Here is an 18,300-nt window from a genome sequence, read left to right as displayed (position 1 = left end):
TCACACCCCCGTCGCCACGTCGTCGCCCAGGTGCGCGAGGCGTTCGGCCACCGAGTCCGCCGTCGGGGCGTCCATCCGGCCCGCCAGCCGGCCGTCCGCCAGGAACAGCACCGAGTCGGCGTAGGAGGCGGCGACCGGGTCGTGGGTCACCATCACCACGGTCCGGCCGTGCACCCGCACCGCCTGCTGGAGCAACCGCAGCACGTCACGTGCACTGCGCGTGTCAAGGGCGCCGGTCGGCTCGTCCGCGAAGATCACCCGAGGCTCCGTCACCAGGGCGCGGGCGATCGCCACGCGCTGCCGCTGACCGCCGGACAACTGGTCGGGGCGGTGCCCGAGCCGGTCGCCGAGGCCGACGGAGGTCAGGACCTCCCTGGCCCGCCTGCGGTCCACGCGCTGTCCGGCGAGCTTGAGCGGAAGCACCGTGTTCTGCGCGACGGTGAGCGTGTCCAGCAGGTTGTACTGCTGGAACACGAACCCGATCCGTCCCCGCCGGAACTTCGTCAGCTCGGCCTCGCCGCCCCCGGTCAGCTCGGTGCCGTCCACCCGCACGATGCCGCTGTCCGGCCGGTCGAGCCCCGCCGCGCAGTGCAGCAGCGTGGTCTTGCCGGAACCCGACGGCCCCATCACCGCGGTGAAGGTGCCCCGGCCCAGTCCGAGGGTGACCCCGTCCAGGGCGGTCACGGCACTGTCGTGCGCACCGTAGGTCTTGGTGACCTTGACCAGCCGGAGCGCCTCGGCGGCGGGTCCCTTGTCGTGCGTGTGTCGCGAGCCTGCGCGCAACATCGTCATCACTCTCCGTCCGGCACTCCCTGTGCCCTGCCGAAGAAGCTACGGAGCCGGCGAGCGGACCACATTGGGCGCAGAACCCGTATTGCCGGGTGTACTCAGCGACACCCCCGGACGGGGGCCTGGCGGAGGTCACGGCTCCGTGACGTCGGTGACCGGACTGGTGCCGCGGGGAGGCTTCCGGCCGGGATCCGGCACCGGTACAGCTTTCTCATGACGGACAACGGGGGACGCCGCCACCTGTGGTGGCGGGGATTGCGGGAGTCGGTCCAGGGGGCCGACACCGAGTTATGGCCCGAAGGGCTGCGGGAGGTCGTGCCGGCCGGCTTCGACGGCACCTATGTGAAGTTCGGCGATCTGTATCCCGAACAGCAACTGCAACTGCAGCTTCTCCTCGGCGCCTCGCAGCGCGCCTTCGAGCGCAGAACGCGGGTGGCGGCGCGGGTCGCGGTGGTGCGGGTGCTCGGCAACGCGCTGAGCGATCCGCGGCTCGCCGACGCCAAGCCGAACGAGCACCTGACCGCCTGTCTCGACCAGGAGATCCGCGACTTGAAGGGCCGGCTGGCGCAGGACAGTGCGACCGCCGTCAGCCGGGGCCTGAACATCGGCCTCGCCGTCGGCTCGGCCGCAAGCCTCGCTCTGCTCGCCGTGCCGCTGCTCTGGGGCGTCGACCTGCTCGGTGCCCTCGGCGTGACGCTGAACTGCACCAACCGCTGGAGCATGCTCGGCGCGTTCGTGTGCGGCGGTGTCGGGGCGTTCGGGGCCGTGCTCAGTGTGCTGGTACGGCTGCGGGGCAGCGTGGACCAGCTGACCCGTCGACTGACCGACGGGCGCGAGGACGTCGTCGTCCCCGGCCAGATGGCCCGCAGCATGCGGCACGAGGGCGTCTACCGCGTGTTCGTCGGCTGGATCCTCGCCCTCGCCGTCTACTTCCTGCTCAGCGGCGGCATCGTCCCGGTCTTCGAGTCGCCCGCCACCGCGGCCGAGATCTGCCCGGCCACGGGAAGCCCGGGATCGGCCGCCAAGGGCACCGAGTTCTGGGGCTTCTGGTGTGCCATCGGCTTCGTGGCGGGCTTCAACGAGCGGTGGGCCTTCGGCATCCTGAGCCGCGATTCGACGAGGCGGTCAGGGAAGAGCGCCTGATTCCACGGTGCTCACCACGGCACTCGGCGCCACACCCGACACCCGACACCCGGCCCACCGGCCCACCCGGGCACCCAGCGCTTCTTCCTGCCCCGCACCTCGACCCCACCGGGCGGATCCCACGGCCGGCCGCCGCGCACCTGTCGCCGTACGGCGGCGACCCTGCACATCCCCACGCCCCCGAACCGTCGTGTGGCGCAGCCGGTCCGGGGAACTCGGCCGCCATGGACGATCAGGCCCGAACCCACACGTCGTACTGGATCGAGACGGCACCGCCCGGCGACCTCGCGCCCCCGCCGGACGGCGACCTCGCCGTCGACGTCGCCGTCGTGGGCGCGGGCATAGCCGGGCTCAGCACGGCCTGGGAGCTGGCCCGGCGTGGCCAGGAGGTCGCCCTGCTGGAGGCGGACCGCGTCGCCGCCGGCGTCACCGGGCACACCACGGCCAAGCTGAGCGCGCAGCACACCCTGATCTACGACCGGCTCCGCCGCACCCGCGGCAAGGACGGGGCGCGTCTGTTCGCTGCCTCGCAGATGGACGCGATCCGGCACGCCGCCGAGACCGCCGAGGTGCTCGGTGTGGACTGCGACTGGGAGGACACGGCGGCGTACACCTACGCCGAGGACGGCGAGCGCACCGACGAACTGCGGGCCGAGGCCGCCGCGGCCCGCCAGGCGGGTCTGCCCGCCGAATTCGTGACCGACACGGACCTGCCGTTCCCCGTCGCGGGCGCGGTCCGGGTCGAGGAACAGGCACAGTTCCACCCCCGCAAGTACCTGCTCGCGCTCGCCGAGGACCTGCGCCGCCTGGGTGGCCGCGTGCACGAGCACACGCGCGTGGTCGGTCTCTCCGAGGGCGACCGGTGTGTGCTCACGACCGAGGACGGGGTGAAGGTGACCGCGCGGTCCGTCGTGGTCGCGACCCACTATCCGATCTTCGACCGGGCCCTGCTGTTCACCCGGCTCTCGCCCCGCCGTGAACTGGTGGTGGCCGCTCCCATCGAGACGACCGCCGCTCCGACCGGCATGTACATCACGCCCGAGCAGAACACCCGCTCCGTGCGCACGGCACCCTACGAGGACGGCAAGCGCCTGCTCATCGTCACCGGAGAGCACTTCACCCCCGGCACCGGCGGCGATGTCGAGGCGCGGTTCGAGACTTTGTCCGCGTGGGCGGTCGAGCGTTTCGGCGACCTCGACTTCACGCACCGGTGGGCGACGCAGGACAACGACCCCACCGACTCCGTGCCCCTCGTCGGCCCCCTGCACCCCGCGAGCCGGCACACCTACGTGGCCACCGGCTTCGGCGGCTGGGGACTCGCGAGCGGGATCATGGCGGGCCGCCTCCTGTGCGATCTGATCACCGGCCGCGAGAACACCTGGAGCGACCTGTACGACCCGCGCCGCGTGACGTCCGTCCTGCGCGAGGGGAAGGACTTCCTCAAACACCAGGCCGACGTGGCACGCCACTTCGTCGGCGACCGGCTCCAGCACCTGCCGGGCCCCTCGACCACCTCGGTGGACGAGATCGCTCCGGGCGACGGCGCCGTCGTCCACGTGTCCGGCAAGCGCTGTGCCGTCCACCGGGACGAGGACGGAAAGCTGCACGCCGTCTCCGCGAAGTGCACGCACCTGGGCTGCCTGGTCGCCTTCAACCGCGCCGAGCGGACCTGGGAATGCCCCTGCCACGGCTCCCGCTTCGACCCCGGCGGCCGCGTCGTGCAGGGCCCCGCCGTGCGGCCGCTGGAGCCGCGCGACACCTGAGGCGCTTCACTCAGCCGACCAGCACGACCTCCAGGGTGCGCGGACCGTGCACCCCCTCGACCCGGTCCAGCTCGATGTCGCTGGTCGCCGAGGGGCCCGAGATCCACGTCAACGGGCGGGTGGGGTCCAGGCGTTCGAGGGCCTGCGGGACGGAGGAGACGACCTGCTCGGGGACCCGTACGACACAGATGTGGTGGTCGGGGACGAGAGTGATACGGCGACGCCCCTGGTCGGCCGAGCCGTCCAGCACGATGGTGCCGGTCTCGGCGACGGCCACCGCGCACGCCGTGACCACGCTGTCGACCCCGTCCAGTTCATGCGGGGTGCTCTCCGGCCGGTCCGCGATGCGCTCCGCGGCGGTCGCCGAGAGCCACTCCGGCTCCAGCCCCGGCGGCACGAGCACCGTCTTCGCACCCCGCGCGGCGAGCATCCCGGCGATCGTCGCCGCGAGATCGGCGGCCGTGCAGCGGTGCACGATCGCCCGGTAGTCCGCCAGGTTCTCAGCCAGCAGATCGACCGTCTCCGCAACACTGCGCGTCCCGTGCTCGCGCAGATAGTCGCGCGGCACCGCCTGCTCGTACGGAGTGTCGTCCCGTGGTCCGTCCCCCAGCGCACGCCGCACCCGGCCCAGGATCCGTTCCCTGCTGCTCACTTGCCACCGTCCTTTCCGCCGTTCGTCCGCTGCCACCAGTCCCGGAACGGCTCCTTCGGCACGGTCGGCAGATCCCGCGTCCCGCTCCACGCCTTCCCCGGCCCCGGCAGCGACCGTGGATGCAAGCGCCGGGTACGCGAGGCGAGCCGCTGCCCGGCGCGCAGGGCGCCCGGACGGCTGAAGGCCCAGCGCGCCGCCCGCATCGCGGCCCGTTCGGCGGCGTGCCCCTTCGCTGGCTTCAGCACCACCTTGTTGCCCTGCGCGGTCACCTGACCGCCCTCCACGACGCGCTCCCGCAGATGCACCAGCACTTCGGGGATGTCGATGGCGACCGGGCACACCTCGTAGCAGGCGCCGCACAGCGACGACGCATACGGCAGCGAGGCGTCGATCTCGCTTGTCACGCCCCTGAGTTGAGGGCTGAGGATGGCACCGATCGGGCCCGGGTACACCGAGCCGTAGGCGTGCCCGCCGGCCCGCTCGTACACCGGGCACACGTTCAGGCACGCCGAGCAGCGGATGCAGCGCAGGGCCTGGCGGCCGACCTCGTCGGCGAGGGTGTCGGTGCGGCCGTTGTCGAGCAGGACCAGGTGGAAGTTCTGCGGGCCGTCAGCCGTCTCGGAGTCTGTTGTACCGGTCCACATGGACGTGTACGGATTCATGCGCTCGGCGGTGGAGGAGCGGGGGAGTGTCTGCAGGAACACCTCCAGGTCCTGCCAGGTGGGCACGATTTTCTCGATGCCGACGACCGAGATCAGCGTCTCGGGCAGCGTCAGGCACATCCGCCCGTTGCCCTCGGACTCCACGACCACCATCGTGCCGGTCTCGGCGACCATGAAGTTGGCGCCGGAGATGCCGACTTTGGCCCGCAGGAACTTCTCGCGGAGGTGCAGGCGGGCCGCCTCGGCGAGTTCAGCGGGCGTGTCGGTGAGGCCCTCGGGTGCGGGGCGGCCCCACTCGCTCATCTCCTTGCGGAAGATGTCCCGGATCTCGCCCCGGTTGCGGTGGATGGCGGGGACGAGGATGTGCGAGGGCCGGTCCTTGCCCAACTGCACGATCAGCTCGGCGAGATCGGTCTCGTAGGCGCGGATGCCCTCCGCTTCCAGCGCCTCGTTGAGCCCGATCTCCTGCGTCGCCATCGACTTGACCTTGACGACCTCCGACTCGCCGGTCGCCTTGACGAGGTCCGCCACGATCCGGTTGGCCTCGACGGCGTCGGCGGCCCAGTGGACCGTACCGCCCGCCGCCGTGACCGACTCCTCCAACTGCACGAGATACCGGTCGAGATGACGCAGCGTGTGGTCCTTGATCAGCTTCCCGGCCTCCCGCAGCGCCGCCCAGTCGGACACCTCCGCGACGGCCTTCGCCCGCTTGGCGCGGATGGTGTGCGTGGCGTGCCGCAGATTGCCGCGCAGGGTCTGGTCGTGTACGGCCTCGTGCGCGGCCTTGGGAAAGGCCGGCATCCCTACGAACGTCCCGCTCATACGGTCGGTTCCTCCTCCGTGCTCGCCAGGATCTCCGCGATGTGCACGGACCGCATGCCGGTCCGCAGCCGGGTCATGGTCCCCCCGATGTGCATCAGACAGGAGTTGTCGGCCGCGCACAGCACCTCGGCGCCGGTCGACTCGGCGTTGCGTACCTTGTCCGCACCCATCGCCGCCGAGACATCGGAGTTCTTCAGCGCGAAGGTGCCGCCGAAACCGCAGCATTCGTCGGCGCCCGGCAACTCGGCCAACTCCAGCCCCTTGACGGCCTGGAGCAGCCGCCGGGGCCGGTCGCCGAGCCCCAGCCCGCGCAGCCCGTGGCAGGTCGGGTGATAGGTGACCTTGTGCGGGTAGTAGGCCCCCACGTCCGTCACCCCCAGCACATCCACCAGGAACTCCGTCAGCTCGTACGTCTTCGGCACCACCGGCGCCAGCGTCGCCGCGAGCGTGTCGCCGCGCCCCTCGGCCCGCGCCCGCTCACCCATCCGCGGATAGAGCTCCCGCACCATCGCCCCGCACGAGCCGGACGGGGTGACGATCGCCTCGTACTCCCCGAAGACATCGGAGAAATGCCGGGCCAGCGGCTCGGCCTCATGCCGGTAACCGGTGTTGTAGTGCGCCTGCCCGCAACAGGTCTGGCCCATCGGAAAGTCGACCTCGACGCCCAGCCTGGTCAGCAGTTTCACCACGGCGCGCCCGGTGTCCGGATAGAGCGTGTCGTTGACACAGGTCAGGAACAGGGCGACACGCATCGCGGCTCCTTGTGATCGATCATCGGATGAGTGCAGCGTAATGCGGGCGCGCGGCCCGGGGGAGACCCCGCTCACCGTGAGGTGAGATTGACCGTCGGGTGAGATTCACCGTCGGGTGAGCCGGGCCTCCGCCTCGTCCCAGCGTGCCGCGTCCCCCCGCGGCTCGTACCGCGTCAACGGCTGCGTACGGGTGAGCAGTCGCCGCCCGTCCGCCAGGTCTTCCACCAGCCCGTGCGATCGGGCCTGGACCAGCACGTTCCCGAGGGCGGCGGCCTCGGTCGGGCCGGCCACCACCGGCAGCCCGCAGGCGTCGGCGGTCAGCTGGCACAGCAGAGCGTTGCGCGTGCCGCCCCCGACGACGTGCACGACGTCGACCGGATGGTCGGCCAGCCGCTGTGCCTCGGCGATCGCCCTGCGGTGGGCGAGGGCGAGCGAGTCGAGGATGCAGCGCGTGATCTCGGCGGGCGACTCGGGCACCGGCTGCCCCGAGGCACGGCACGCCTCGGCGATCCGCTCCGGCATCCGCCCCGGCGCCAGGAACGCCGCGTCCCCCGCGTCCACGACCGACCGCAGCGCCGGCACCTTGGACGCGTCGAGCAGCAGGGCACCCAGATCCGGGACGCCCCAGGCCCGTACGCACTCCTGCAGCAGCCACAGCCCCATGATGTTCCGCAGATACCGGACCGTACCGTCCAGCCCCAGCTCGTTGGTGAAGTTGGCGGCCCGGCTCTCCTCGGTCAGCACGGGGGCGCCCAGCTCCAGGCCCGCCAGCGACCAGGTGCCGGTGCAGATGTACGCGAACCGCTCGCCCCCGGCCGGGACCGCGGCCACGGCGGACGCGGTGTCGTGCGACCCGACCGCCGTCACCGGCACCGGACCGCTCAGCCCGGTCTCCTCCAGCACCTCGCCGCGCAGCAGCCCCGCGGGATCGCCGGGTTGCCGCAGCGGTGCGAAGAGGCCCAGGTCGATGCCGAGCCGGGAGGCGATGTCGTGCGACCAGTCGCGCGTCCGGGGATCGATCAGCTGGGTGGTGGAGGCATTGGTGAGCTCCGTGCCCTGCTCGCCGGTGAGCCAGTACGTCAGCAGGTCGGGGATGAGCAACAGCCGCTTGGCGTAGGGAAGTTGAGCCGAGGACCGGGCGGCGGCCAGCTGGTACAGGGTGTTGAAGGGCGCGTACTGCAACCCGGTGGCGGCGTACAGCTCCTCCGCCGGGACGGTCGCCCAGACCTTCTCCGCGACGCCTTCCGTCCGGGGGTCCCGGTAGTGCACGGGATTGCCGAGCAGCGCCCCGTCGGCGTCCAGCAGCCCGTAGTCCACGGCCCAGCTGTCGATGCCGACGGAGTCGACCTGCCCGGCCGCCCTGAGCCCCTCCAGTACCCCCGCGTACAACCCGAGCACATCCCAGCGCAGCCCCTCGGGCACCCGCACGGGCCGGTTCGGGAATCGGTGCGCCTCGGTCAGCTCCAGGCCGTCGGGGCCGACGCGGCCGACCATGACACGCCCGCTGGACGCGCCGAGGTCGACCGCGGCGTACGACTTCACGGCCGCGCTCACCGCAGGAAGGCGGCCGCGACGCCGGCGTCGACCGGGATGTGCAGTCCCGTGGTGTGGGTCAGGTCACCGCCGGTGAGGGCGAAGACGGCGTTCGCGACATGGTCGGGTAGCACCTCGCGCTTGAGGATGGTTCGCTGGGCGTAGAACTCGCCCAGCTTCTCCTCCTCGACCCCGTACACGGCGGCCCGCTTGGCTCCCCAGCCACCGGCGAAGATCCCGGACCCACGCACGACGCCGTCCGGGTTGATCCCGTTGACGCGGATGCCGTGCTCACCCAACTCGGCGGCGAGCAGCCGTACCTGATGCGCCTGGTCGGCCTTGGTGGCGGAGTAGGCGATGTTGTTGGGCCCGGCGAAGACGGCGTTCTTCGAGGCGATGTAGACGACGTCACCGCCCAGCTGCTGAGCGATCATCACGCGGGCCGCCTCCCTCGACACGAGGAAGGAACCGCGCGCCATGATGTCGTGCTGGAGGTCCCAGTCCTTGGCCGAGGTCTCCAGCAGCGGCTTGGAGATGGAGATACCGGCGTTGTTGACCACCAGGTCGACCCCGCCGAAGGCCAGCACGGCCGCCTTGAAGGCCTCGGCGATCTGCTCCTCGGACGTGACGTCGACCGTCACCGCGACGGCCTTGTCGGACCCGCCGAGCTCCGCGGCGACGGCCTGGGCGTTCTCGGCGTTGAGATCGGCGACGACCACACAGGCGCCCTCGGCGACGAGCCGCTGCGCGATGGCCTTCCCGATGCCACTGCCGGCACCGGTCACCAGCGCGACCCGCGTCGCGAGCGGCTTGGGCTTCGGCATCCGCTGAAGCTTGGCCTCCTCCAGCGCCCAGTACTCGATACGGAACTTCTCGGACTCCTCGATGGGCGCGTAGGTGGAGACAGCCTCCGCCCCCCGCATCACATTGATGGCGTTGACATAGAACTCGCCGGCCACCCGGGCGGTCTGCTTGTCCTTGCCGAAGCTGAACATGCCGACCCCGGGGATCAGCACGATCGCCGGGTCGGCGCCACGCATGGCGGGGGAGTCGGGCAGGGCGTGCCGCTCGTAGTAGGCGGCGTACTCCTCGCGGTACTCGGCGTGCAGCTCCCCCAGCCGGGCGACGGCCTCGTCGAGAGGAGCGGTGGGCGGCAGGTCGAGGACGAGGGGCCGGACCTTGGTCCGCAGGAAGTGGTCCGGGCACGAGGTGCCCAGGGCCGCGAGACGCGGGTGCTCGGCGCTCGCGAGGAAGTCGAGGACGACCTCGGAGTCGGTGAAGTGACCGACCTGCGGCCGGTCCTGGGAAGCGATGCTGCGGATGACCGGCGCCAGCACCGCGGCCCGCTCCCGCCGCTCGACGGCGCCGAGCGCCGCGTACCCCTCGATCACCGGCCCGAAGGGCTCCGGCTTCCCGCGCTCGGCGAGAAACGCCTCGGCGGTGCGGATGATGTGCAGCGAGTTCCGCTCGCACTCCTCGGAGGTGTCGCCCCAGGCGGTGATGCCGTGCCCGCCGAGGATGCACCCGATGGCCTGCGGGTTGGCCTCCTTGACCGCGGCGATGTCGAGCCCGAGCTGGAACCCGGGCCGCCGCCACGGCACCCACACCACGCGGTCACCGAAACACTCGGCGGTCAGCTTCTCGCCGTCGGCCGCACAGGCGAGCGCGATACCGGAGTCGGGGTGCAGATGATCGACGTGCGCGGCCTCGACGAGCCCGTGCATGGCGGTGTCGATGGAGGGAGCCGCCCCGCCCTTCCCATGCAGGCAGTAATCAAAGGCTGCGACCATCTCGTCCTCACGCTCGACGCCGGGGTAGACGTCTACGAGCGCCCGCATACGGTCCAGCCGCAGCACGGCGAGCCCGGCTTCGGTGAGTGTCCCGAGGTCGCCCCCGGATCCCTTGACCCACATCAGCTCGATGTCACCGCCGGTGACGGGGTCGGTGTCGGTGCCCTTGGCGGACGCATTGCCACCGGCGTAGTTCGTGTTGCGGGGGTCGGAGCCGAGCCGGTGGGAGCGAGCGAGAAGGGCGGCGGCCTCGGGATGGGGAGCCATGATCTTTCAGTCCTATCTGAGAAAGGGAGCGGACATGCCCTTTAGGGGCGCGGGGAACTGCGCGACCAGCCACACACGGCCCGCACCCCGCAGACAACGGAACTCGGCAGACGCTTACGCCCCCCACCCGGCCTGCTCGCCACCAACCCGCTCAGCCACGATTTTCTCGGCCCACCCGGACCGGGCATACGCAGCGATCGGGTCGGCATCAAGCCCCATCTCTTCCCGCACCTCGGCCAGCAACGGCCGCACATCCGTGTTGTACGCGTCCATCACCACGGCATTCGCCCCGAGCACGTCACCGGCAGCCTGTGCATCGGCCAAAGCGACGCGGTCAACCAGCAACGCCTTCGCCGTCGCCTCCTGCACATTCATCACGGACCGGATGATCGCCGGGATCTTCGCCTCGATGTTGTGGCACTGGTCGAGCATGAACGCGACCTCAGGGGAGAACCCACCCCCGCGCACGACCTCGTACATGATCCGGAACAGCTGGAACGGATCCGCGGCCCCCACCATCAGGTCGTCATCCGCATAGAACCGAGAGTTGAAGTCGAACCCCCCGAGCTTCCCCTCCCGCAGCAGCGTCGCGACGATGAACTCGATGTTGGTCCCCGGCGCGTGGTGCCCGGTGTCGACCACGACCTGCGCCTTCTCCCCGAGCTTCAGGCAGTGCGCATACGCGGTCCCCCAGTCCGGCACATCCGTCGTGTAGAACGCCGGCTCGAAGAACTTGTACTCCAGCAGCATCCGCTGCCCCTCGCCCAGCCGCCCGTACACCTCGGAGAGGCCCTCGGCCAGCCGGTCCTGCCGCGCCCGGATGTCGTCCTGCCCGGGGTAATTGGTCCCGTCCGCGAACCACAGCTTCAGATCCTGCGACCCCGTCGCGTCCATGATGTCGACGCACTCCAGCAGATGGTCCACGGCCTTGCGCCGTACCACCGCGTCGGGATGGCAGATGCTGCCCAGCTTGTAGTCGTCGTCCTGGAAGGTGTTGGAGTTGATCGCGCCCAGCTTCACGCCACGCTCTTCGGCGTGCTTCGCCAGCGCCGCGTAGTCGTCGACCTTGTCCCACGGAATGTGCAGGGCAACGGTCGGCGCGACACCTGTGAACGCGTGCACCTGAGCCGCGTCATCCAACTTCTCTCGCGGCGTACGCGGAACGCCCTGCTGGGCGAACACCTTGAACCGCGTCCCCGAGTTCCCGTACGCCCACGACGGCGTTTCGACTGCCTGGGTCTTGAGTGCGGCCTTCACCGCGGCGAGCTCGGTCACTGAGGGCTCCTGTGACGTCGGGACGGAAGTCGGACGGTAGACATCTGAACAGCTTCGCTATGAAACGATTCAAGAGGGGAACGTATGAGCCGCCCGAAGGGGTGTCAACCCCCGGGGCCAAGGCTGTTTCTTGTGACTTGCCCGTGACCTTGATTCATCGAAACTTTTTCGACACGGACCCATTGACGTGACATGCGCTCCGTGCCTAACGTCCCGGCAACCAAGTTGAAACCTTTCACGACGCCGAGAGGGCCGTCCCGCCGGCGTCGTCGAGGAGCCCCCATGACCCACCCGTCCAAAACGGGTCCGGCCCCGGTTCTGGCGCTCAAGGACATCTCCAAGTCCTTCGGCGCGGTCCGCGCCCTGCGGGACGTCTCCCTGGAGCTGTTTCCCGGGGAGGTACACGCTCTCGCCGGCGAGAACGGCGCGGGCAAGTCGACCCTCATCAAGACGCTCGCCGGCGTGCACCGTCCCGACGCGGGCCAGGTGCTGCTCGACGGTGCGCCCGTCGTCTTCCACGGCCCCGGTGACGCCCGCGACGCCGGCATCGCCGTGATCTACCAGGAGCCGACTCTCTTCCCCGACCTGTCGATCGCCGAGAACATCTTCATGGGCCGCCAGCCGCGGCGCGCGCTCGGCCGGATCGACCACAAGGCCACCCACGAGGCGACTCTCGCCCTGATGCAGCGCCTCGGCGTCGAACTCGACCCCGACCGCCCCGCGCGCGGCCTGTCCATCGCCGACCAGCAGATCGTCGAGATCGCCAAGGCGCTCTCCTTCGACGCCCGCGTCCTGATCATGGACGAGCCGACCGCCGCCCTCACCGGCAGCGAGGTAGCCCGCCTCTTCGGCGTTGTCCGCACCCTGCGCGAACAGGGCGCCGCCGTCCTGTTCATCTCCCACCGGCTGGAGGAGATCTTCCAGATCTGCCGGCAGGTGACCACCCTGCGCGACGGTGCCTGGATCGCCAGCGAGCCGCTGGACGGCATGACCGAGGACGACCTCGTCCGCCGGATGGTCGGCCGCGACCTCGACGAGCTGTACCCCAAGCAGGACGTGCAGCCGGGCGAAGTCGCCCTGAGCGTGCGCCGGCTGACCCGCGAGGGCGTCTTCACCGACGTCTCCTTCGATGTACGACGCGGTGAGATCGTCGGCCTCGCGGGGCTCGTCGGCGCGGGGCGTACCGAAGTCGCGCGGGCCGTGTTCGGCATCGACCGCTGGGACGCGGGCGAGGTCTCCGTCGACGGCAAGGCCCTGATCAACGGCGCCCCGTCCACCGCCATGGCCTCCGGCCTCGCCCTCGTCCCTGAGGACCGGCGCGCCCAGGGCCTGGTGATGGACATGTCCATCGAGCGCAACATCGGCCTCACCGGACTGCGTACGACCGTCAAGGCCGGCCTCATGGACCGCGGCGCCGAGCGCAGCCGGTCCCTCGACTGGGCCGTCAAGCTCCAGGTCAAGTACGCGCGGATCGCCGACACGGTGAACACCCTGTCCGGCGGCAACCAGCAGAAGGTCGTCCTCGCCAAATGGCTCGCCACCGGCCCCAAGGTGCTGATCGTCGACGAGCCCACCCGCGGCATCGACGTCGGCACCAAGGCCGAGGTGCACCGGCTGCTGAGCGAGCTCGCCGCCGACGGCGTGGCCGTCCTGATGATCTCCTCCGACCTGCCCGAGATCCTCGGCATGGCCGACCGCGTGCTCGTGATGCACGAGGGCCGACTGACCGCCGAGATCCCGCGCTCCGACGCCACCGAGGAAACCGTGATGGCCGCAGCAACCGGGAGGGCCGCCGCATGACGGTGATCACTCCCAAGGAGGCCCCTGTCACCGACGTACCGAAGTCCAGCGGCACCCGCCTGGTCGACCGCGTCTTCAAGATGCGCGAACTGGCCATCCTGGTCGTCTTCGTGGTGATGATCGTCGTCACCCAGCTCGGCAACAGCCAGTTCCTCACCGAGCAGGGCATCAAGGACCTGCTCCTGAACGCGACGATCCTCGTCCTGGTCGCCACCGGCCAGTCCCTCGTGGTGATCACGAGGAACGTCGACCTGTCGGTCGGCTCCACGCTCGGCATCAGCGCCTTCGCCGCCGGTACGTATCTCCAGGGCGGCGGGAACCCGGTCGTCGCCGTGCTCCTGGCGATCCTGACGGGCATCGGCTTCGGACTGCTGAACGGCCTGCTGGTCAGCCTCGGCCAGGTGCCCGCGCTCGTCGTCACCCTCGGCACGCTCTACATCATCCGCGGCATCGACTCGATCTGGGTCGGCTCCCGGCAGATCACGGCGTCCGACCTCCCGGACGGCTTCGTCGACTTCGGCTCCGGTGGTATCTCAGCCGTGCCGTGGCTGGCACTGATCGCCGTCGCCGTTCTGGTGGCGACCGCGTACTACCTCAAGCACTTCGGCAGCGGACGTGAGCTGTACGCGCTCGGTTCCAACCCGGAGGCCGCCCGCCTCGCCGGCATCCCGGTGCGCAAGCGGATCCTCGCCGCGTACACCTTCTGCGGAGCCCTCGCCGGACTCGCGGGCGCCATGTATCTGGCCCGGTTCGGCAACGTCGACTCCAGCACGGGCAACGGCTACGAACTCACCGTCGTGAGCGCGGTCGTCGTCGGCGGTGTGGTCTTCACCGGCGGCTCCGGCAGCGTCTACGGCGCGGCGCTCGGCGCGCTGCTGCTGACCTCCATCAACAGCGTGCTGCCCGCGCTCGGCGTCAGCTCCGTCTGGGTGCTCGCCATCAACGGCATCCTGCTCATCCTCGCCATCGCGGTCGACCGGATCGTCGCGCTGCGCGTGGCCACCGCCCTGAAGAAGAGGAACGCCCGCCATGGCTGACTTCTCGCTGAGCCGAGCGATCCGCTGGTCCGCCTTGAAAAGGTGGGATTCAGCCGTCGGTGCGCTTCTGATCGTCGTGCTCCTGCTGTCCTTCGGAACGGTCGATGGTTTCGGGAACGCTCTCAACCTGTCGTTCCTGATCGGAAACACCCTTCCGATCGCATTGATCGCCCTGCCGATGACGCTCCTGGTCGTCTCGGGCGAGATCGATCTCTCGGTCGCCTCCACGGCCGGTCTGTCGGGTGCGGTCATGGGTGCCCTGTGGAACCAGGGCATGACGATCGAGACGATCATTCCGATCTGTCTGCTGCTCGGAGTGGTCTGCGGACTGATCAACGGCCTTCTGGTGACCAAGCTGGGGCTCCCGTCGCTCGCCGTCACCATCGGCACCCTCGCCGCCTACCGCGGCATCGCACAGATCATCCTCGGCTCCGACGCGGTGACCGACTTCCCCACGCAGTACCTCGACTTCGCTTCCGGACGCATCGGCGACACCTTCATCCCGTACGCCTTCCTGCCCTTCCTGGTGCTCCTCGCGATCGCCGTGATCGTCCTGCACGCCACCCCGTTCGGGCGGTCGGTCTTCGCGACCGGCGCGAGCGAGGAGGCCGCGAGGTTCGCCGGTATCCGGGTCAAGCGGCAGAAGCTGATCCTGTTCACCGTGACGGGCCTGATGGCCTCGCTCACCGGGATCTTCTGGGCGCTGCACTTCGCCAGCGCCCGCTACGACAACGCCACGGGGCTCGAACTCTCCGTCGTGGCTGCCGTGTTGCTCGGCGGTATCGACTTCGACGGCGGCAAGGGCACGTTGGGCGGCGCCATCGCCGGGGTGTTCCTGCTGGGGGCGCTGCAGAACGTGATGAGCCTCCAGGACGTCTCCGCCCAGTCGCAGATCGTTGTCACCGGCGTTCTGCTCGTCCTGTCCGTGCTCGGCCCCCGGGTCGCGCGCCAGATCTCCGTAGCGAGGGCGGCACGCTCCGCTGGTTAGGCCGTTCGAAAACTGCCGGTCCGTCGTGGCTGGTCGCGCCCACGCGGCGGAGCCGCATATCGATACCGCCCCGCGCCCCTAACGGGGCGCTCCACCTCACCTTCGTAAAAAGGACCCACCATGCGCAAGGCATCCATCCGCCGTACCTGCGCGGCCCTCGCCGCCGTCACGTCCCTCGCCCTGGCCGCCACCGCCTGCGGCGGCACCACCAAGGAGGACGTCAAGAGCGAGGGCGCCTCGGCCGCCACCGCAGGGAAGGCCGACCCGAACGCCGAGCTGAAGAAGGGGCTGACCGTCGGCTTCCTGCCCAAGCAGGTCAACAACCCCTACTTCACCTCCGCCGACAAGGGCGGCGAGGCGGCCCTGAAGGAGCTGGGCTCCAGCTACAAGGAGGTCGGCCCGTCCAGCGCGACCGACACCGCCGGCCAGGTCTCCTACGTCAACACGCTCACCCAGCAGCAGGTCGACGCGATGGCCGTCTCCGCGCAGGACCCGGGTGCCCTGTGCACCGCGCTCAAGCAGGCCATGAAGAACGGCATCAAGGTCGTCACCTACGACTCCGACACCACCGCCGACTGCCGCAACGCCTTCGTCTCGCAGGCCTCCGCCGAGGACCTCGGCCGCACCGAGGTGCAGCTGCTCGCCGAGCAGATCGGCTACAAGGGCGAGATCGCGATCCTGTCCGCCGCGCAGACCGCGACGAACCAGAACATCTGGATCGACTTCATGAAGCAGGAGCTCGAGGACCCCAAGTACAAGGACGTCAAGCTCGTCAAGGTCGCCTACGGTGACGACGACGCCCAGAAGTCCTTCCAGCAGACCCAGGGCCTGCTCCAGGAGTACCCGAACCTGAAGGGGATCATCTCCCCGACCACCGTCGGCATCAAGGCCGCCGCCCAGTACCTGTCGGGTTCCAAGTACAAGGGGAAGGTCAAGCTGACCGGCCTCGGTACCCCCAACGACATGCGCAAGTACGTCAAGAACGGCACCGTCGAGGGCTTCGAGCTGTGGGACCCGGCGAAGCTCGGCGACCTGGCCGCCCGCGCCGCCGTCGCCCTGGTCTCCGGCCAGATCACCGGCAAGGAGGGCGAGACCTTCAAGGCCGGCGACACGACGTACACCATCGGCAAGGACGGCGTGATCAGCCTCGGCAAGCCGACCGTTTTCGACGCCAAGAACATCGACCAGTTCAACTTCTGACATCCGGAGGGTTGTTGATGCAGCGCGTGTGCTTCCTGCTGAAGGTCAGGGCGGACCGCCTCGACGAGTACCGCGAGCGGCACGCCGCCGTGTGGCCCGAGATGCTCGATGCGCTCTCGGCCACCGGCTGGCACAACTACTCGCTCTTCCTGCGCGAGGACGGCCTGCTCGTCGGCTACCTGGAGACCGAGGACTTCGCAGCCGCCGTGGCCGGTATGGAAGCCACCGATGTCAACGCCCGCTGGCAGGCGGAGATGGCGCCGTTCTTCGAGTCGTTGGACGGCGCCCGGCCTGATGAGGCCATGAAACCGCTCACGGAAGTGTTCCACCTCGCCTGACCCCTGAAGGTCCCCCTCCCCGCACCTCGCCGACAACGGAGTCCCCCGAGATGAAGAGACGCACGCTGCTGGGCGCTGCCCTCGCTGGAGCCGTCGTGACCCCCGCCCTCGCCTCCGGCACCGCCCGTGCCGCCGACCCCGGCCCGTCCCTCACCCTGACCGGCACCACCACCCTCGACACGCAGGCCATCTTCTTCGTGTCGTACGACGGTCTGGTCAACAACAACTCCTTCCAGAAGAACGGCCTGCTGACCTACAAGGGCTACCAGTACGCCGTCTGGTACACCGCCGACCGCAACGCCGTCGTCGGCCGCCGCGTCCTCGGCTCCAGCACCTGGTCCACGGTCAAGGTCGGCCACACCCTGCGCTACAACGACTCCCACAACGTCATCTCGATGGGGATCTCGAAGGTCGACGGCCGCCTCCACCTCAACATGGACTCGCACAGCGACGGCTTCACCTACGTCAAGTCGGTCGCGGGGCTGATGGACAACCCGTCCGGCCTGAGCTGGACCGCGAGCCGCTTCGGCGCCCCGCAGTCCACCCTCGACGGCCTCGCGCTCACCTCGCAGTTCACCTACCCGCAGTTCGTCTCGACCCCCGAGGGCAAGCTGCAGCTCAGCTACCGGGTGGCCATCTCCGGCAACGGCCGCAACGCCCTCGCCGAGTACGACGGTTCGACCTGGACCAACCTCGGCGAGTGGACCAGCTCCACCGGGACGTACACCAGCGAGCACGGCTCCTCGACGGCCCGCAACATGTACCTGCACGGCATCGACTACGACAAGAACGGCCGCCTGCACTCCTTCTTCACCTGGCGCGAGCAGAACGGCGCCGTGATGTGCAACGGCGGCGGCATCACCAACCACGACACCGGCTACGTCTACTCCGACGACCGCGGCCGCACCTGGCGCAACAACGCCGGTACCGTCGTCGGTACCACCGGCGGCTCCGACAAGGTCGCCGTCACCGACAGCGGACTGGTGATCGACGCGCTCAACCCGGACCACTCCCTGATGAACCAGGAGAGCCAGTTCACCGACTCCGCGGGCCTGCCGCACGCGATCATCAGTTACGTCCCCGGCCGCTTCGGCCAGTGCACGACGAACTACGTCGCCGACCGCACCGCGAACGGCCGCGCCTTCCACGTCCGCAAGAACTCCTCCGGCACCTGGCAGAAGACCGAGCTCCCGGTCCCGCTGAACTCCAGCCAGCGCACCAAGCTGATCCTGGACAAGTACGACAACGCGTATGCGATCTTCCCGTTCTGCCGGATCGCCGGAGCCTCCAAGGCCTCTGGTCACACGGACTGGTCGGTCCTGTACGACGGCGTCACGGCCGGGCTGAACGCCTTCGGCGAGGTCGTCATCGACGAGACGCGCATCGCGCAGGACAACTTCCTGTCGATCATGTACCAGGAGAAGTCCAGCGGTACGACGCCCTCGGCGCTGCGCAACCTCAACTTCCGCCTGCCTGCCTGACCACAGCC

Annotated in this window: 15 protein-coding genes; 8 read left to right on the top strand and 7 right to left on the bottom strand. The window is 69.8% G+C overall.

The features are described 5' to 3' along the window. Positions 1-786, bottom strand: coding sequence for an ABC transporter ATP-binding protein (locus ADL12_RS10820; protein ID WP_425265087.1), 786 nt, complete (start codon positions 784-786; stop codon positions 1-3). A 216-nt stretch (positions 787-1,002) separates the two neighbouring features. On the opposite strand from ADL12_RS10820, the gene ADL12_RS10815 reads away from it, so the two are divergent. Next, positions 1,003-1,932: a hypothetical protein gene (locus tag ADL12_RS10815; protein ID WP_062700966.1), complete on the top strand. Its 930-nt coding sequence runs from the start codon at positions 1,003-1,005 to the stop codon at positions 1,930-1,932. Positions 1,933-2,156: 224 nt separating this feature from the next. Further along, positions 2,157-3,695 carry an FAD-dependent oxidoreductase gene (locus tag ADL12_RS10810; RefSeq protein WP_062700964.1) on the top strand — a complete coding sequence of 513 codons (1,539 nt, stop codon included), beginning with the start codon at positions 2,157-2,159 and terminating at the stop codon, positions 3,693-3,695. Between the two features lie 10 nt (positions 3,696-3,705). On the opposite strand, the gene ADL12_RS10805 is transcribed toward ADL12_RS10810, so the two are convergent. The 6 genes from ADL12_RS10805 to rhaI form a co-directional block, all read right to left on the bottom strand. Continuing rightward, complete coding sequence (locus ADL12_RS10805) at positions 3,706-4,347, bottom strand: LutC/YkgG family protein (RefSeq protein ID WP_062700962.1); 642 nt, start codon at positions 4,345-4,347, stop codon at positions 3,706-3,708. Beyond that, positions 4,344-5,831, bottom strand: coding sequence for a LutB/LldF family L-lactate oxidation iron-sulfur protein (locus tag ADL12_RS10800; protein WP_062700961.1), 1,488 nt, complete (start codon positions 5,829-5,831; stop codon positions 4,344-4,346). The genes ADL12_RS10805 and ADL12_RS10800 overlap by 4 nt, the downstream gene beginning before the upstream one ends. After that, a complete protein-coding gene (locus tag ADL12_RS10795; RefSeq protein ID WP_062700959.1) occupies positions 5,828-6,583 on the bottom strand; it encodes a (Fe-S)-binding protein in 756 nt (251 codons plus the stop codon). Before ADL12_RS10795 ends, ADL12_RS10800 begins: the two co-directional genes overlap by 4 nt. A gap of 105 nt (positions 6,584-6,688) precedes the next feature. Beyond that, on the bottom strand, positions 6,689-8,137 hold the full coding sequence (locus tag ADL12_RS10790) for a rhamnulokinase (RefSeq protein ID WP_425265085.1): 1,449 nt from the start codon (positions 8,135-8,137) through the stop codon (positions 6,689-6,691). Further along, positions 8,134-10,173 carry a bifunctional rhamnulose-1-phosphate aldolase/short-chain dehydrogenase gene (locus ADL12_RS10785; RefSeq protein ID WP_062700957.1) on the bottom strand — a complete coding sequence of 680 codons (2,040 nt, stop codon included), beginning with the start codon at positions 10,171-10,173 and terminating at the stop codon, positions 8,134-8,136. Before ADL12_RS10785 ends, ADL12_RS10790 begins: the two co-directional genes overlap by 4 nt. 114 nt (positions 10,174-10,287) lie before the next feature. Beyond that, positions 10,288-11,448, bottom strand: a complete 1,161-nt coding sequence (gene rhaI / locus ADL12_RS10780; RefSeq protein ID WP_062700955.1) for an L-rhamnose isomerase — start codon at positions 11,446-11,448, stop codon at positions 10,288-10,290. A 282-nt stretch (positions 11,449-11,730) separates the two neighbouring features. On the opposite strand from rhaI, the gene ADL12_RS10775 reads away from it, so the two are divergent. The 6 genes from ADL12_RS10775 to ADL12_RS10750 all read left to right on the top strand — a co-directional run bounded on the left by ADL12_RS10775 (position 11,731) and on the right by ADL12_RS10750 (position 18,292). After that, complete coding sequence (locus tag ADL12_RS10775) at positions 11,731-13,248, top strand: sugar ABC transporter ATP-binding protein (protein ID WP_062700953.1); 1,518 nt, start codon at positions 11,731-11,733, stop codon at positions 13,246-13,248. After that, complete coding sequence (locus ADL12_RS10770) at positions 13,245-14,285, top strand: ABC transporter permease (RefSeq protein WP_062700951.1); 1,041 nt, start codon at positions 13,245-13,247, stop codon at positions 14,283-14,285. The genes ADL12_RS10775 and ADL12_RS10770 overlap by 4 nt, the downstream gene beginning before the upstream one ends. Then, entirely contained in the window at positions 14,278-15,273 is a 996-nt protein-coding gene (locus tag ADL12_RS10765; protein ID WP_062700949.1) for an ABC transporter permease, read from the top strand. Before ADL12_RS10770 ends, ADL12_RS10765 begins: the two co-directional genes overlap by 8 nt. 120 nt (positions 15,274-15,393) lie before the next feature. Continuing rightward, complete coding sequence (gene rhaS, locus ADL12_RS10760; RefSeq protein ID WP_062700947.1) at positions 15,394-16,473, top strand: rhamnose ABC transporter substrate-binding protein; 1,080 nt, start codon at positions 15,394-15,396, stop codon at positions 16,471-16,473. A gap of 17 nt (positions 16,474-16,490) precedes the next feature. Then, a complete protein-coding gene (locus ADL12_RS10755) occupies positions 16,491-16,811 on the top strand; it encodes an L-rhamnose mutarotase (RefSeq protein WP_062700945.1) in 321 nt (106 codons plus the stop codon). Between the two features lie 50 nt (positions 16,812-16,861). Beyond that, a complete protein-coding gene (locus ADL12_RS10750) occupies positions 16,862-18,292 on the top strand; it encodes a BNR repeat-containing protein (RefSeq protein WP_062700943.1) in 1,431 nt (476 codons plus the stop codon). The last annotated feature ends 8 nt before the right edge of the window (positions 18,293-18,300 follow it).

The sequence above is a fragment of the Streptomyces regalis genome, assembly GCF_001509475.1.
Lineage (GTDB): Bacteria > Actinomycetota > Actinomycetes > Streptomycetales > Streptomycetaceae > Streptomyces > Streptomyces regalis.
This window is presented reverse-complemented; position numbering and strand designations above follow the sequence as displayed.